This window comes from Streptomyces sp. NPDC058008 (genome assembly GCF_042886395.1).
Classification (GTDB): domain Bacteria; phylum Actinomycetota; class Actinomycetes; order Streptomycetales; family Streptomycetaceae; genus Streptomyces.
Map to the genome: position 1 here is coordinate 1 of NZ_JBHVQX010000051.1, position 15005 is coordinate 15005.

Annotated in this window: 13 protein-coding genes and 1 riboswitch; of the genes, 2 read left to right on the forward strand and 11 right to left on the reverse strand. The window is 68.9% G+C overall.

The features are described from left to right. Window positions 1-41 precede the first annotated feature (41 nt). From ACFVS9_RS32965 to ACFVS9_RS32990, 6 genes are all read right to left on the reverse strand, one after another. On the reverse strand, window positions 42-1418 hold the full coding sequence (locus ACFVS9_RS32965; RefSeq protein WP_389938480.1) for an aminotransferase class V-fold PLP-dependent enzyme: 1377 nt from the start codon (window positions 1416-1418) through the stop codon (window positions 42-44). 185 nt (window positions 1419-1603) lie between these two features. After that, window positions 1604-1721, reverse strand: a riboswitch (SAM riboswitch). A gap of 118 nt (window positions 1722-1839) precedes the next feature. Next, window positions 1840-2904, reverse strand: a complete 1065-nt coding sequence (gene trpD / locus ACFVS9_RS32970) for an anthranilate phosphoribosyltransferase (RefSeq protein WP_383118808.1) — start codon at window positions 2902-2904, stop codon at window positions 1840-1842. A 123-nt stretch (window positions 2905-3027) separates the two neighbouring features. Then, window positions 3028-4653: a cytochrome bc complex cytochrome b subunit gene (locus ACFVS9_RS32975; protein ID WP_383118807.1), complete on the reverse strand. Its 1626-nt coding sequence runs from the start codon at window positions 4651-4653 to the stop codon at window positions 3028-3030. Beyond that, the gene (locus ACFVS9_RS32980) at window positions 4650-5702 is read right to left on the reverse strand and encodes a Rieske 2Fe-2S domain-containing protein (RefSeq protein WP_383118806.1); all 1053 of its coding nucleotides are present in this window, start codon (window positions 5700-5702) and stop codon (window positions 4650-4652) included. The genes ACFVS9_RS32975 and ACFVS9_RS32980 overlap by 4 nt, the downstream gene beginning before the upstream one ends. Next, window positions 5699-6508 carry a c-type cytochrome gene (locus ACFVS9_RS32985; RefSeq protein ID WP_383118805.1) on the reverse strand — a complete coding sequence of 270 codons (810 nt, stop codon included), beginning with the start codon at window positions 6506-6508 and terminating at the stop codon, window positions 5699-5701. The genes ACFVS9_RS32980 and ACFVS9_RS32985 overlap by 4 nt, the downstream gene beginning before the upstream one ends. A gap of 55 nt (window positions 6509-6563) precedes the next feature. Beyond that, window positions 6564-7184: a heme-copper oxidase subunit III gene (locus tag ACFVS9_RS32990; RefSeq protein WP_359475841.1), complete on the reverse strand. Its 621-nt coding sequence runs from the start codon at window positions 7182-7184 to the stop codon at window positions 6564-6566. A gap of 187 nt (window positions 7185-7371) precedes the next feature. On the opposite strand from ACFVS9_RS32990, the gene ACFVS9_RS32995 reads away from it, so the two are divergent. After that, complete coding sequence (locus ACFVS9_RS32995; protein WP_389938487.1) at window positions 7372-7773, forward strand: hypothetical protein; 402 nt, start codon at window positions 7372-7374, stop codon at window positions 7771-7773. A gap of 62 nt (window positions 7774-7835) precedes the next feature. Here ACFVS9_RS32995 and ACFVS9_RS33000 read toward each other — a convergent pair whose 3' ends face one another. The 4 genes from ACFVS9_RS33000 to coxB all read right to left on the reverse strand — a co-directional run bounded on the left by ACFVS9_RS33000 (window position 7836) and on the right by coxB (window position 12313). Next, entirely contained in the window at window positions 7836-9092 is a 1257-nt protein-coding gene (locus ACFVS9_RS33000; RefSeq protein WP_383118803.1) for an Ig-like domain-containing protein, read from the reverse strand. A 124-nt stretch (window positions 9093-9216) separates the two neighbouring features. Then, window positions 9217-9615, reverse strand: coding sequence for a cytochrome c oxidase subunit 4 (locus tag ACFVS9_RS33005; RefSeq protein ID WP_383118851.1), 399 nt, complete (start codon window positions 9613-9615; stop codon window positions 9217-9219). Next, window positions 9612-11348, reverse strand: coding sequence for a cytochrome c oxidase subunit I (ctaD, locus tag ACFVS9_RS33010; protein WP_383118850.1), 1737 nt, complete (start codon window positions 11346-11348; stop codon window positions 9612-9614). Before ctaD ends, ACFVS9_RS33005 begins: the two co-directional genes overlap by 4 nt. Beyond that, window positions 11345-12313 carry a cytochrome c oxidase subunit II gene (coxB, locus tag ACFVS9_RS33015; RefSeq protein WP_383118849.1) on the reverse strand — a complete coding sequence of 323 codons (969 nt, stop codon included), beginning with the start codon at window positions 12311-12313 and terminating at the stop codon, window positions 11345-11347. The genes ctaD and coxB overlap by 4 nt, the downstream gene beginning before the upstream one ends. 273 nt (window positions 12314-12586) lie before the next feature. Here coxB and ACFVS9_RS33020 point away from each other — a divergent pair, with 273 nt between their 5' ends. Beyond that, on the forward strand, window positions 12587-13972 hold the full coding sequence (locus ACFVS9_RS33020; protein ID WP_383118848.1) for a cysteine desulfurase/sulfurtransferase TusA family protein: 1386 nt from the start codon (window positions 12587-12589) through the stop codon (window positions 13970-13972). A gap of 16 nt (window positions 13973-13988) precedes the next feature. Here ACFVS9_RS33020 and ACFVS9_RS33025 read toward each other — a convergent pair whose 3' ends face one another. Beyond that, entirely contained in the window at window positions 13989-14963 is a 975-nt protein-coding gene (locus ACFVS9_RS33025) for a carbohydrate kinase family protein (protein ID WP_383118847.1), read from the reverse strand. Window positions 14964-15005: the final 42 nt, after the last annotated feature.

The window sequence follows — 15005 nt, forward strand, 5'->3', positions numbered from 1 at the left end:
GGGCGTGCCCCCGTCCCCGGCCGGAGCCGCTTCCGTACGGTTCAGGCCTGCGCCGCGCCCCGGTCGGGCACGCAGCGGCCCTCCTCGGTGCGGTAGGTCCAGCGGGCGCCCGTGGCCACCAGTTCCCGGACGGCGCCCAGGAACCGCTCGACGTGCTCGTCCGGCGTGCCGGCGCCGAAGCTCACCCGGATCGCGTTGAGGGACCGCTCCCCCGGCGCCGCCTCCGGCGCACCGCACTCGCCCGGCTCCTGCGGCTCGCTGCCCAGCAGGGTCCGCACCAGCGGGTGGGCGCAGAACAGTCCGTCGCGCACCCCGATGCCGTACTCGGCGGAGAGCGCCGCGGCGAAGTGCGAGCTGTTCCATCCCTCGACCACGAAGGAGAGGACGCCGACCCGGGGGGCGTCGTCGCCGAACAGCGAGAGCACCGTGACCTCGGGGACGTCGGCGAGTCCCTCGCGGACGCGGGCCACCAGCCGCTGCTCCCGCGCGACCAGCCGGTCGAAACCGGCCTCGGTCAGCGCCCTGCACGCGGCCGCGATGGAGTAGACGCCGATGACGTTGGGCGATCCCGCCTCGTGCCGGGCGGCGGTGGTGTGCCACTCGACGTCCACCCCGCCGTCGGTGCGCCGGGCGACCTTGCGGGAGGCGCCGCCGCCCGCGAGGTACGGCTCGGCGTCCACCAGCCAGTCGGCCCGGCCCGCGAGGACACCCGAGCCGAAGGGCGCGTACAGCTTGTGGCCGGAGAAGGCGACCCAGTCGACGTCCAGCTCGGCGATGTCCACCGGGTGGTGGGGCGCGAGCTGCGCCGCGTCGAGCACGATCCGCGCACCGTGGGCGTGGGCCGCCGCGGCCAGTTCCCTCACCGGCCACAGCTCACCGGTGACGTTGGAGGCGCCCGTGACGCAGACCAGCGCCGGGCCGTGCGGGTCGCGGCCGGCCAGCGCCCGCTCCAGCGTGGCGACCGCCTGGTCCGGAGTGCGGGGGGCGTCGAGGTAGGTCACCCGGGCGTCGCGCCAGGGCAGCAGCGACGCGTGGTGCTCGGTCTCGAACACGAACACCTGGCAGTCGGCGGGCAGCGCGGCGGCCAGCAGGTTCAGCGAATCGGTCGTCGAGCGGGTGAAGACCACCTGGTCCTCCGCCCGGCAGCCCAGGAACTCCGCCACGGTCACCCGGCTGCTCTCGAACAGGTCGGTGGACAGCTGCGAGAGGTACCCGGCACCGCGGTGCACGCTGCCGTAGTACGGCGCGTAGGCGGCCACGTCGTCCCACACCCGCTGGAGGGCCGGGGAGCTGGCCGCGTAGTCGAGAGCGGCATAGGTCACATCTCCACCCGTGACGAGCGGAACGGTGACATCAGCGCCCAGGACCGGCAGCGGGGCACAAAGCGACGGGGCGACGGCAGCGGTGGGGACAGACATGGCGAACTCCCGTGAAAGGCAGGCGAGATCCACGCGGCGGCCGGTCGGAAGGGACACGGCGGCGCGCGGTGGAAGAAGGAAAAGAGGGTGCGCGGAGAAGGGCGTCGAGCCCTATCGCATTCGCTTGCTCACAAGAGGCTCCCTGGGACCAGGACCCCAAGGGGTGGCGTACGGAGACGCCGAGGGGCCCGCGCTTGCCGCAGACCTCGCTGACTGCGGCCTGGTCTTCACCCGGGGCACCCCGCCACGGACGGAGGGTTGCCGGACAGCGGGCCGGGGCCGTAGTCGCTGTCACTCATGACCTGCGCAGCATCTTGCCATACCTCCGGTGACGCGCAAGGGCGCAGTCCGCGATGCGGACCGCGCCCCGGGGTCCTCCGCCCGCGCCCGGCGGGGAGTTCCTCGCCCGTCCCGTGCGCCCTCAGGCGTTGCTGGCCGCCACCCAGCGCGCCAGCGCGCGCCTGGCCGCGCCCGAGTCGACCGACTCCGCGGCCCGCTCGATCCCGCCCCTGAGCTGCTCGGTCAGCGTGCCCGTGCCCGGGTCCAGCGCGACCAGCGCGGCCGCCGAGTTGAGCAGGACGGCGTCGCGTACGGGCCCGGTCTCCCCGTCGAGGAGCCGGCGGGCCACATCGGCGTTGTACGAGGAGTCCGCCCCGCGCAGCGCCTCGACGGGAACCAGGTCGAGACCCACGTCGCGCGGGTCGAACGCCTCCTCGCGGACACTGCCGTCACGGACGATCCACACCCTCGACGTCGCCGTGGTGGTCAGCTCGTCGAGGCCGTCGTCGCCGCGGAACACGAGCGCGGAGTTGCCCCGGCCGGCCAGCACGCCGGCCACGATGGGCGCCATCCTCACGTCGGCCACGCCGATGGCCTGCGAGCGCACCCGGGCCGGGTTGGTGAGCGGGCCCAGGATGTTGAAGGTGGTCTGCGTGCCGAGCTCCTTGCGCGCCCTGGCGGCGTACCGCAGGGCGGGGTGGAACTTCACGGCGAAGCAGAAGGTGATGCCCGCCTCCTCGGCCACGGCGACGACGCGCCGCGGCGTCAGTTCGAGGTTGACGCCGAGCTTCTCCAGCACGTCGGACGCCCCGCTGGCCGAGGACGAGGCCCGGTTGCCGTGCTTGACGACCTTCGCGCCCGTCCCCGCGACGACGATCGCCGACATGGTGGAGATGTTGACCGTCTTGGCCATGTCGCCGCCGGTCCCCACGATGTCGACCGTGCGGCCGGGCACCTCGATCGTGTGGGCGTGCTCGTACATGGCGCGGACGAGTCCGGTGACCTCGTCGACGGTCTCGCCCTTGGCCCGCAGCGCGACGGCGAAGCCGGCGATCTGGACGTCCGTGGCCTCGCCGCTCATGATGCGGTCCATGGCCCACGCGGTGTCGTCCGCGCCGAGGTGCTCGCCGCGCAGCAGGGGGGTCAGCACGCCGGGCCAGGTACGGTCCGCCACGCTGTCGCCGCCGTCCGGGGTCACAACGTTCATGGTCCGCTCCTGGGGTCCACAGCCGAAAGAAGTACGCCTCACACCCTATCCAGCCCCGGGGACAGCGAAGAGCCCCGTCCATCGGATGGACGGGGCTCCCGCTGTGGCGGTCAGCTGAGGTGATCAGTGGTGGCCGTGGCCGCTGGTGATCTCCTTGTACTCCTCTGCGGTGGGCTTGGCGATCTGGTTGTTCTCGCCGTAGTAGCTCCTGCTGAGCCTGGCCCGCAGCTTCTGCAGCGCCGACGGCTTGCGCTCGACACCGTTCTCGTCGACCGTCGGGCCGATCTCGATCGGCTTGTACTGCTCGTGCGCCGTGAGCGTGTGCAGCTGCCCCTGGCTGAGCGGCTCGTGGATCTCGACGAACTCACCGTGCGGCAGGCGCTTGATGGTGCCGGACTCGCGCCCGTGCAGCACCTTCTCCTTGTCGCGGCGCTGGAGGCCGAGGCAGATCCGCCGGGTGACGACGAACGCGAGGACCGGGCCGACGAAGAAGGAGATCCGGACGAACCAGCTGATCGCGTTGAGCGACATGTGGAAGTGCGTCGCCCAGATGTCGTTGCCGCCGCCGATCAGCATGACGAAGTAGATCGTCACCCAGGCGACACCCAGACCGGTGCGGGTCGGGGCGTTGCGCGGGCGGTCCAGGATGTGGTGCTCGCGCTTGTCCCCGGTGATCCAGGACTCGATGAACGGATAGAGCGCGAGTGCCGCGAGGATCACACCGAACAGGACCAGCGGGATCAGTACGCCGAGGACCAGCGTGTGGCCCCAGAGGTTGATCTCCCAGCCCGGCATCACACGGACGAAGCCTTCGGCGAAGCCCATGTACCAGTCCGGCTGGGCGCCCGTGGACACCTGGTCGGGGCGGTAGGGGCCGAGCGCCCAGATCGGGTTGATCGTGGCGATCGCCGCGATGATCGCGATGAAGCCGAAGACCAGGAAGAAGAAGCCGCCCGCCTTCGCCATGTACACCGGGAGCAGCGGCATGCCGACGACGTTCTTGTTCGTCTTGCCGGGACCCGCGAACTGCGTGTGCTTGTGGAAGAACACCAGGATGAGGTGGCCGACCACGAGCCCGAGCATGATGCCCGGCAGCAGCAGGATGTGGATCGAGTAGAACCTCGCGATGATGTCCGTGCCGGGGAACTCCCCGCCGAACAGGAACATCGAGATGTACGTACCGACGATCGGCATCGACAGGATGGCGCCCTGCGTGAAGCGCACACCCGTGCCGGAGAGCAGGTCGTCCGGGAGCGAGTAGCCGGTGAACCCGGTGAACATGCCGAGGACGAACAGCAGGAAGCCGAACAGCCAGTTGATCTCACGCGGCTTGCGGTACGCGCCGGTGAAGAACACCCGGAACATGTGCACGAACATGCCGGCGAGGAAGATCACCGCTGCCCAGTGGTGGATCTGCCGGACCAGCAGGCCGCCGCGGATGTCGAAGCTGATGTCCAGCGTCGAGGCGTAGGCCTCGGACATCCGGATGCCCTGCATCGGCTCGTACGAGCCGTGGTACACGACCTCGTTCATGCTCGGGTGGAAGAACAGCGTCAGGTACACACCCGTGAGGATGATGATGATGAAGCTGTAGAGGCAGATCTCACCGAGCATGAAGGACCAGTGGTCCGGGAAGATCTTGCGCATGTTGGCCTTGGCCAGGCCGTAGATGCCCAGCCGGCCGTCCGCCCAGTCGGCGACCCGCTCACCGGCGGGCGCCTTGCGCTGTGTTTCCGTCGCAGTACTCATCCGCGCTCCCAGAAGGCAGGACCGACGGGCTCTTCGAAGTCACCGAGCGCTTCGAGGTTGCCCTCGCTGTTCACGCCGATCCGCAGCTGCGGGAGGGCGTGACCGGCCGGACCGAAGATGACGCGGGCGCCGTCGGAGAGGTCGAAGGTGGACTGGTGGCACGGGCAGAGCACGTGGTGGGTCTGCTGCTCGTACAGGCTGATCGGGCAGCCGACGTGGGTGCAGATCTTCGAGAAGGCCACGATTCCCTCGTGGGCCCACTCGCGCTCGCGCTTGTCCTTGATGTTGTCCGGCTCGATGCGGATGATCATCAGGGCGGCCTTGGCGATCTGCGTCTGGAAGTCGTGCGCGTCCTCCTCCAGGCCCTCGGGCATGGCGAAGGTCAGCGAACCGACGACGACGTCCTCGGGGCGCAGCGGCTCCATGGTGTTCATGTTGACGAGCTGCTTGCCCTTGGCCCACAGGGTGTTGCGAAGCTTCTTCTCCGGGAGCGGACCGAGGTCGCGCAGCAGCACCACACCGGAGAGCGGCACCAGGGCCAGCGCGCCGAACATGGTGTTGCGGATCAGCTTGCGGCGCCCGAGCGCGGACTCCTGGGCACCGGCCGCGAAGTCGGCCAGGACCTTGGCCTTGACCTCCGGCTCGGCCTCGATGGCGTGCCGGTCGTCGGCGACCTCCACGTCGGACATCAGGGTGCGCGCCCAGTGGACGGCGCCCGCGCCGATGAGGAAGAGCGCCAGCCCCAGGGTCAGACCGAGGGAGAAGTTGAGCGCGCTCACGTGGCCGAAGGGCCAGATGTAGACGATCTTGTCGACCGGGAAGATGACGTACGAGGCGATGAAGCCGATCGTCGCCAGCATGGACAGCGTGAACATGAAGGCGACGGCCCGCTCGGAGCGGTTCGCGGCCCGTTCGTCGATGTCCTGGATGCGCGGCTTGTGGGCCGGCAGCCCCGGGTCGGCGAACGGGTCGCCCGCACCCTCGACCGCGCCGTGCGCGGTCCCCTGCTCTTCCGGCAGGTTCTCTTCTGGAATCTGTTGGCTACTCATGACTTCTTGGCCTTAGCGGTGTGGGCCGCGACCCAGACGGCGATGGCGATCAGGCCGCCGAGGCCGAAGATCCAGCCGAAGAGACCTTCGCTGACGGGGCCGAGGCCACCGAGCGAGAGTCCGCCGGGGGTCTCGGACTCACTACCGTTGACGGTCTTGATGTACGCGATGATGTCTTTCTTCTCCTGCTCCGGCATGGTCGTGTCCGGGAAGGAGGGCATGCTCTGCGGGCCGGTCTGCATGGCCTCGTAGATGTGCTTCGGGCTCACGCCTTCGAGGCTCGGGGCGTACTTGCCCTTGGTGAGGGCACCGCCCTGACCCGTGAAGTTGTGGCACTGCGCGCAGTTCGTGCGGAAGAGGTCGCCGCCCTTGGCCACGTCGGCGCCCGAGGGGTCGACCTGGCTGGCGGTGGGCGTGATCGGACCGGCGCCCAGGGACGCGACGTACGCCGCGAGCTGGTCGATCTCGGCCTGGCTGTAGATCGCCTTCTTCTTCGGGACCTGGGCGCCCGGCTGCTGGGCGGGCATGCGTCCGGTGGCGACCTGGAAGTCGACGGCGGCGGAGCCGACGCCCACGAGGGACGGCCCGTCGGTGGTGCCCTGACCGCCGGTTCCGTGGCAGCTTGCACAGCCCACGGAGTAGAGCTTCTTGCCCTCGTCGATGGCGAGGGACTGGGCGGTTTCGTCGGCCTGCGCCTTACCCGCAGGCGCGAACGCGGCGTACAGCCCCCCGGTAGCCGCCAGCGCGAGGAGTAGTACGACGACTGCCGCCAGCGGATGGCGTCGTCGTGCGGAGAGCTTTTTCACGGATTACCCCGGTGTCAGGATCTTCTGCGTCGATGATGGGTGGGTGCGAGCCCGGTTACTTGATCATGTAGATCGTGGCGAACAGGCCGATCCAGACGACGTCGACGAAGTGCCAGTAGTAGGACACGACGATGGCGGCGGTGGCCTGCTCGTGGGTGAATCTGGAGGCCGCGTATGTCCTGCCCAGGACGAGCAGGAAGGCGATGAGACCGCCTGTCACATGCAGACCGTGGAAGCCGGTCGTCAGGTAGAACACCGAGCCGTACGGGTCGGAGGACAGGCTGAGGCCCGCCTCCTTGACCAGCTCGGTGTACTCGAGGACCTGGCCTCCGATGAAGATCGAACCCATCACGAACGTGATGATGAACCAGGTGCGGAGCTTCTTCACATCGCCCCGCTCCGCGGCGAAAACGCCGAGCTGGCAGGTGAGAGAGGAAAGCACCAGGATCGTGGTGTTCGTCGCCGAGAACGGGAAGTTCAGATGGTGGGCCATCTCCTTCCAGTGATCGGGTCCCATCACCGATCGCAGGGTGAAGTACATCGCGAAGAGGGCCGCGAAGAACATCAGCTCGGAACTCAACCAGATGATGGTTCCGACGCTGGTGAGGTTCGGCCGATTGACCGACGGGTGCGCGTGCCCGGTTTCTACTGTCGTTGCTGTCGCCACGACCGACATTATGTCGGTCGCTTATCCCGCCCTCACTCCGGGGGGTCCCGTTCGGTGTGTCAGAGCTGTGTGTCCTCACCGAACGGCCCATCGAATCGCTGTCTTTACCGGTGCTGACAGGCAGTCCGCCGGAGTACGATCCGCCCACCGGTTCATGCCCAGCGAGCCCCGAAGACACAGACGTCACGGAGGAACAATGCAGCCGACCGCCACGGTCCTGGTCTACAGCGACGACGCCAACACCCGTGAGCAGGTGAGGCTGGCCGCCGGGCGCAGGCCCGCGGCGGACGTCCCACCGGTGGAGTTCCTGGAGTGCGCCACCCTGCCCGCCGTGCTGAGCGCACTGGACCGGGGCGGTGTCGACGTGTGCGTGCTGGACGGCGAGACGGCGCCCGCGGGCGGCATGGGCGTCTGCCGGCAGATCAAGGACGAGATCTTCGACTGCCCGCCCGTGCTGCTGCTGATCGGGCGCCCGCAGGACGCCTGGCTGGCCACGTGGAGCCGTGCGGACGCCGCTGTGACGCTTCCGGTCGACCCGGTCGACCTCGCGGACGCCCTGGCCTCCCTGCTGCGCCGCAGGCTGGCCGTGGACGCCTGAGGCGGAGGGGTCCACGACCCCTCCGCCGTGCGTTTCCGGGGCGCGGCGCACTCCCGGGCGGATCAGACCTGGGGGCGCAGCCGCGCCGTCCGCACATCGGATCCCGTGTCGGGCGTGCCGCCGCCGTGCAGGGCGCTGCCCTTCTGCCAGTCGGCCCAGTCCAGGTTCCAGTCGCCGAAGCCGTTGTCGAAGGGCGTCATCGTCTCGCCGTCGCTGCCGACGACCTTGACGATGTCGCCCTCGCGCACGGTGTCGAAGAACCATTCGGCGTCCGCGGTGCTCATCCCGGTGCAGCCGTGGCTGACGTTGGCGTTGCCCTGCGAGCCCGTCGACCAGGGCGCGGCGTGGACGTACTCACCGCTCCAGGTGACCCGGGTCGCCCAGTAGACCGGAAGGTCGTAGGACTCCGAGGAGCCCGAGGCGATCCCGATGCTCTCGCCGCGCATGCGTACGAACTGCTCCTTGGCCAGCACCACCTTGACGCCGTTGCGGGTGTCGAAGCCGGGCTTGCCCGTGGTGACCGGCAGGGTGTTGATCACCTCGCCGTTGCGCAGGACGGTCATGGTGTGTTCCGAGGCGTCGGTGATGGCCTCTATGCGGTCGCCCGTGGTCAGTTTCAGGGGCTTCGTGGCGGCGCCGTAGAGGGCGTTGGCGACCTTGATGCCCTTGAGGTTGCTGCGGATGTCGATGGTGGCGCCGGCGGGCCAGTACTCCTTGGGGCGGTAGTGCAGGGTCTTGTCGTCGACCCAGTACCAGGAGCCCGCGACGGCGGGCGTGGCCCGGACCTGGAGCCCGCGTTCCACGGTGGCCCGGCCCGCCTTGTCGGCGACCGGAGCGCTGAGTTCCGCTGTGAGGGGCTGTCCGACGCCGTAGGTGCCCGCCTGCGGGCCGAACGTGACCTGGAGGAACTTCTTGGCCGAGGCCGTGCCGAAGGCGTACGTACGGTTGCCGGGGGCGCCGTCGCCGTTCTCGGTGGACACCTTGACGGTGTAGCGGGTGCCGGCCGCGAGCGAGGTGGTGGAGTGCCACCGCTTCCCGTCGGCGTCGAGCTCGCCCGCCAGGTGGCGGCCCTCGGTGTCGATGGCCGTCACGTCGGTGATCTTCGCGTCGTCGTCCTTGACGGTGACTTCGAGGGGCTTGTCGGGGTCGGCCTTCTCGTCCTTGGACGGGCCGTTGAAGGAGATCAGATCGGCGGCGTCGTAGGGCTTCAGCGACAGCGGGTCACCGTCGGGCTCGCCACAGGCGGTCGCACCTGCAACCAGGGTCACGACCAGCAGAGTGCAGCTCACTACGGTGCGGATGCGCAGCGTGTGGTTCATGAACCCACGCTAAGAAGATTCATCCGATCCAGCGCGTTCAGTGACTGCAAACGGGGGCCCGGTCCGCTCATCACTGAGCGGACCGGGCCCCCGCGGGGTGCCGCGTGTCCCGGAGGACGGTGTCCTACTGGGTGCGGTTCTCGCCCCGGTAGTACTCGAAGACCCAGCCGAAGAGGCCGATCAGGAGCAGCGGCGCGGAGAAGTAGGCGAGCCACCAGCCGAAGACGACGCCCAGGAAGAGGAAGGCGCCACCGATGGCCAGCGAGAGCGGCTGCCAGCTGTGCGGCGAGAAGAAGCCCACCTCGCCGGCCTCGTCCGCGATGTCCGCTTCCTTGTTGTCCTGGGCCATCGCGTCGACCCTGTTGGCCGTGAAGGCCAGGTAGAAGCCGATCATGATGGTCAGGCCGAAGGCCAGGACCAGCGCGGTGGTGCCGACCGGCTCCCGGGACCAGACGCCGTACGTGACGGCCATGGCCAGCATGAAGACGCTCAGCCAGATGAAGAGCTTGCCCTGGATCTTCACTTGCCGTCCTCCTTGCCGCCGACGAGGACCTTCTCACCCTCGGAGAGGTGATCCAGCTGCTCGAGCGCAGTGATCTCCGGGTGGTGCAGGTCGAACGCCGGGGATTCGGAACGGATCCGCGGCAGGCTGAGGAAGTTGTGCCGCGGCGGCGGGCAGGACGTCGCCCATTCGAGCGAACGGCCGTAGCCCCAGGGGTCGTCGACCTCGATCTTCTTGCCGTACTTGGCGGTCTTCCAGACGTTGTACATGAACGGAAGCATCGACAGTCCGAGCACGAACGAGGAGATCGTCGAGATCGTGTTCAGCGCGGTGAAGCCGTCCGCGGCGAGGTAGTCCGCGTAACGCCGCGGCATGCCTTCCGCGCCCAGCCAGTGCTGCACGAGGAAGGTGCCGTGGAAGCCGACGAACAGCGTCCAGAAGGTCATCTTCCCGAGGCGCTCGTCCAGCATCTTGCCGGTGAACTTCGGCCACCAGAAGTGGAATCCGGCGAACATCGCGAAGACCACGGTGCCGAAGACGACGTAGTGGAAGTGCGCGACGACGAAGTACGAGTCGGAGATGTGGAAGTCCAGCGGCGGCGAGGCCAGGATCACGCCGGTCAGACCACCGAAGGCGAAGGTGATCAGGAAGCCGACCGACCAGAGCATCGGTGTCTCGAAGGACAACGACCCCTTCCACATCGTTCCGATCCAGTTGAAGAACTTCACCCCGGTGGGTACCGCGATGAGGAACGTCATGAAGGAGAAGAACGGCAAGAGCACGCCGCCGGTCACGTACATGTGGTGGGCCCACACCGTGACCGAAAGGCCGGCGATGGCGATCGTCGCACTGATCAGACCGATGTAGCCGAACATGGGCTTGCGGCTGAATACCGGAATGATCTCGGAAATGATTCCGAAGAATGGTAGAGCGATGATGTACACCTCTGGATGGCCGAAGAACCAGAAGAGGTGTTGCCACAGCAATGCGCCGCCGTTGGAGGCGTCGAAGATATGTGCGCCGAATTTTCGGTCGACCTCCAGCGCGAAGAGCGCGGCGGCCAGGACCGGGAAGGCGAGCAGGACCAGGACACCGGTCAGCAGCACGTTCCAGGTGAAGATCGGCATGCGGAACATCGTCATGCCGGGGGCGCGCATGCAGATGATCGTGGTGATGAAGTTGACCGATCCGAGGATCGTGCCGAAGCCCGAGAAGGCCAGACCCATGATCCACATGTCGGCACCGACGCCCGGCGAGCGGACCGCGTCCGACAGCGGGGAGTAGGCGAACCATCCGAAGTCGGCCGCACCCTGCGGGGTGAGGAAGCCGCCCACGGCGATCAGCGAGCCGAAGAGGTACAGCCAGTACGCGAACATGTTCAGCCGCGGGAACGCCACGTCGGGCGCGCCGATCTGCAACGGCATGATCCAGTTCGCGAACCCGGCGAACAGCGGCGTCGCGAACATCAGCAGCATGATCGTGCCGTGCATCGTGAACGCCTGGTTGAACTGCTCGTTCGACATGATCTGCGTGCCGGGACGGGCCAGCTCGGCGCGCATGAAGAGCGCCAGGAGGCCACCGATGCAGAAGAACGCGAACGATGTGACCAGGTACATCGTGCCGATCGTCTTGTGGTCAGTGGTGGTCAGCCACTTGATGACGACACTCCCCGGCTGCTTGCGCCGTACCGGCAGCTCGTCCTCGAACGAGTCGTCTGCTGCCGCGGCACCCTGGGATTCGTTGAGGATGCTCACAGTTTGTTCGTCTCCGCATTCCTGGCCGGGTCCGTCTGCTCGATGCCTGCCGGCACGTAGCCCGTCTGACCCTTCTCCGCCAGCTCCTTGAGGTGCTGCTGGTAACGCTCGGGAGAGACGATCTTGACGTTGAAGAGCATCCGGGAGTGGTCGACGCCGCAGAGCTCGGCGCACTTACCCATGTAGGTGCCCTCCTTCTTCGGCGTGACCTCGAAGGAGTTGGTGTGGCCCGGAATGACGTCCTGCTTCATGAGGAACGGCACCACCCAGAAGGAGTGGATGACGTCACGCGAAGTCAGGACGAAGCGGACCTTCTCGCCCTTCGGCAGCCACAGGGTCGGGCCCGGGTTGCCGTTCTGCGGGTTGCGCGTGCCGGGGATGCCCACGTCGTAGACGCCGCCGGCGTCCTTGGGGAAGTCCGCGCGGTACTTGTCGGGGATGGCGTCGAGCTCCTTGGGGAACTCGCTGCCCGCGGAGGGCTGGCCCTCCACCTTCTCGATGTAGTTGAAGCCCCAGCTCCACTGGTAGCCGACCACGTTGATCGTGTGGGCCGGCTTCGGAGTGAGTTCGAGGAGCTTCGATTCATCGCGCGCGGTGAAGTAGAAGAACACCGAGACGATGATGAGGGGGACCACTGTGTACAGCGCCTCGATAGGCATGTTGTACCTGGTCTGCTGCGGTACCTCCACCTTGGTCCTGCTTCGCCGGTGGAAGATGACGCTCCACAGGATCAGCCCCCAGACAAGGACGCCCGTGGCGAGCGCTGCCGCCCACGAGCCCTGCCAGAGGGAGAGGATCCGTGGGGCCTCTTCCGTTACCGGGGTGGGCATACCGAGGCGGGGGAAATCCTCCCAGTTGTATGAACAACCGGAGGCCGTCGCCAGGACCAGGCCCGCAGTCAGCACCTGCGGCAGCTTCCGCCGCATCGGGCGCCGCGACGAGCGGTCGGAGCCGTTGGGACTCACGTAGCGCCTTCCCGAGAGTCTCGCCCGCACGGTCGGCGCGCCCGTCTCACTTGGTCGGTCGCCGGCCCTGACGCGGGCAGGGGTTTGGATGTTTATGCGGACCAAACCCTACTGGACGCTATTTGGGGTCGCGCGGGGAGGGTGCCCAACGCGCCGCACGACACCCCGAAGGGATGGAATACGCGACTCCGGCCGTCATCTGACGCCCCCTCTCCCCTGCCGTCCCGGCGGCCGGTCACCTGGCCGGACCCCCGTGCGGGCTAGCGTGACGGGGTGCCCTACTTCGACGCGGCCTCCTCCGCCCCCCTGCACCCCGTCGCCCGCCAGGCGTTGCTCGCCTCACTGGACGAGGGCTGGGCCGACCCCGCCCGCCTCTACCGCGAGGGGCGCCGGGCGGCGCTGCTGCTGGACGCGGCCCGCGAGACCGCGGCGGAGGCCGTCGGCTGCCGTCCGGACGAGCTCTTCTTCACCTCGTCCGGCACCCGGGCGGTGCACGCGGCGGTGGACGGAGCGCTCTCCGGGCGTCGGCGTGTCGGCCGCCATCTGGTGCTGTCCGCCGTGGAGCACTCCTCCGCCCTCCACGCGGCCGCGGCCCTGGAGGCGGACGGGGGGTCGTTCACCGAGGTGCCGGTGGACCGGACCGGCGCGGTGGACCCCTCGGCGTACGGGCGGGCCCTTCGCGCGGACACCGCGCTGGCCTGCCTCCAGTCGGCCAACCACGAGGTGGGGACCGTGCAGCCGGTGGCCGAGACCGCCGAGATCTGCGCCGGCGCGGGCGTGCCGCTGCTGGTGGACGCCGCGCAGTCGCTGGGCTGGGGGCCGGTGCCCGGCCGCTGGTCGCTGCTGGCGGCGAGCGCGCACAAGTGGGGCGGACCGGCCGGGGTCGGGCTGCTGGCCGTACGCAAGGGTGTCCGGTTCGCACCCCGGGGACCGGCCGACGAGCGGGAGTCGGGCCGGGCGGCCGGGTTCGAGAACATCCCGGCGATCGTGGCGGCGGCGGCCTCGCTGCGGGCGGTGCGCGCGGAGGCTGCGGCCGAGGCCGTACGGCTGCGCGCGCTGGTGGACCGGATCCGGGCGGCGGTGGGGACGCTGGTGCCGGACACGGAGGTGGCCGGCGATCCGGTGCGGCGGCTGCCGCACCTGGTCACCTTCTCCTGTCTCTATGTCGACGGGGAGACCTTGCTCCATGAGCTGGACCGGGCCGGATTTTCCGTTTCGTCCGGATCGTCCTGCACGAGCAGCACACTGACGCCGAGCCATGTCCTGAAGGCGATGGGGGTGCTCACCGAGGGGAACATCCGCGTGTCGCTTCCGGCCGGGACGACGGAGGAGGAGATCGACGGCTTCCTCGGGGTCCTGCCCGGCGTGGTGGCCGGCGTACGGGAGAAGCTCGGCGCGCCCGTTGCCGCCGGCCCCTCCCCCGCAGCCCCCCGGGACTCGCTCGTGGTGGACGCCCTGGGCAGGCGCTGCCCGGTCCCCGTGATCGAACTCGCAAAGGTGATCGGAGAGGTACCCGTGGGCGGCACGGTGACGGTGCTCTCGGACGACGGGGCCGCGCGCCTCGACATCCCGGCCTGGTGCGCGATGCGCGAGCAGGAGTACGTGGGCGAGGAGCCGGCGGACCGCGGCTCGGCCTATGTGGTCCGCCGGCTCCTCTGACGCGGTACGGCCGGAGTCAGGACAGGTGCCCGCGGACCTCCGAGGCCGCCTCGTCGCCGTAGGCCTTGGTGAAGCGGTCCATGAAGTGGGTGCGGCGCAGGGTGTACTCCTGGGTGCCCACCGTCTCGATGACCAGGGTGGCCAGCATGCAGCCGACCTGGGCGGCGCGCTCCAGGTCCACGCCCCAGGCGAGGCCGGAGAGGAAGCCGGCGCGGAACGCGTCGCCGACGCCGGTCGGGTCGGCCTTGCGCTCCTCCTCGGCGCAGCCGACCTCGATCGGGTCCTGGCCGGCCCGCTCGATGCGGACGCCGCGGGCGCCGAGGGTGGTGACGCGGTGGCCGACCCTGGACAGGATCTCCTCGTCGCTCCAGCCGGTCTTGGACTCGATGAGCCCCTTCTCGTACTCGTTGGAGAAGAGGTACGTCGCGCCGTCGAGGAGGATCCGGATCTCCTCGCCGTCCATCCGGGCGATCTGCTGCGAGAAGTCCGCGGCGAACGGGATGCCCCGCGAGCGGCACTCCTCGGTGTGGCGGAGCATCGCCTCGGGGTCGTCGGCGCCGATCGAGACGAGGTCGAGGCCGCCGACGCGGTCGGCGACGCTCTTGAGCTCGATCAGCCGGGCCTCGCTCATGGCGCCCGTGTAGAAGGAGCCGATCTGGTTGTGGTCGGCGTCGGTCGTGCAGACGAAGCGCGCGGTGTGCAGGACCTCGGAGACCCGGACGGAGTCGGTGTCCACGCCGTGCCGGTCGAGCCAGGCACGGTAGTCGTCGAAGTCGGCCCCGACCGCGCCCACGAGGATCGGCTGCGTGCCGAGCACGCCCATGCCGAAGGCGATGTTGGCGCCCACGCCTCCGCGTCGTACGTCGAGGTTGTCGACCAGGAAGGAGAGCGAGACCGTGTGCAGCTGATCGGCGACCAGCTGGTCGGCGAATCGGCCGGGGAAGGTCATGAGGTGGTCTGTGGCGATGGAGCCGGTGACTGCGATGCGCACGGGGAGGCTGCTCCTGCGGAAGGCGAAGGGAACGCGTGAGCG

Bases quoted from the DNA above. Each gene is read 5' to 3' on its own strand.
- ACFVS9_RS32965 (WP_389938480.1), bottom strand. From the start codon at position 1,418: ATGTCTGTCCCCACCGCTGCCGTCGCCCCGTCGCTTTGTGCCCCGCTG.
- ACFVS9_RS32980 (WP_383118806.1), bottom strand. From the start codon at position 5,702: ATGAGTAGCCAACAGATTCCAGAAGAGAACCTGCCGGAAGAGCAGGGG.
- ACFVS9_RS33000 (WP_383118803.1), bottom strand. From the start codon at position 9,092: ATGAACCACACGCTGCGCATCCGCACCGTAGTGAGCTGCACTCTGCTG.
- ACFVS9_RS32995 (WP_389938487.1), top strand. From the start codon at position 7,372: ATGCAGCCGACCGCCACGGTCCTGGTCTACAGCGACGACGCCAACACC.
- ACFVS9_RS32990 (WP_359475841.1), bottom strand. From the start codon at position 7,184: ATGTCGGTCGTGGCGACAGCAACGACAGTAGAAACCGGGCACGCGCAC.
- ACFVS9_RS32975 (WP_383118807.1), bottom strand. From the start codon at position 4,653: ATGAGTACTGCGACGGAAACACAGCGCAAGGCGCCCGCCGGTGAGCGG.
- trpD (WP_383118808.1), bottom strand. From the start codon at position 2,904: ATGAACGTTGTGACCCCGGACGGCGGCGACAGCGTGGCGGACCGTACC.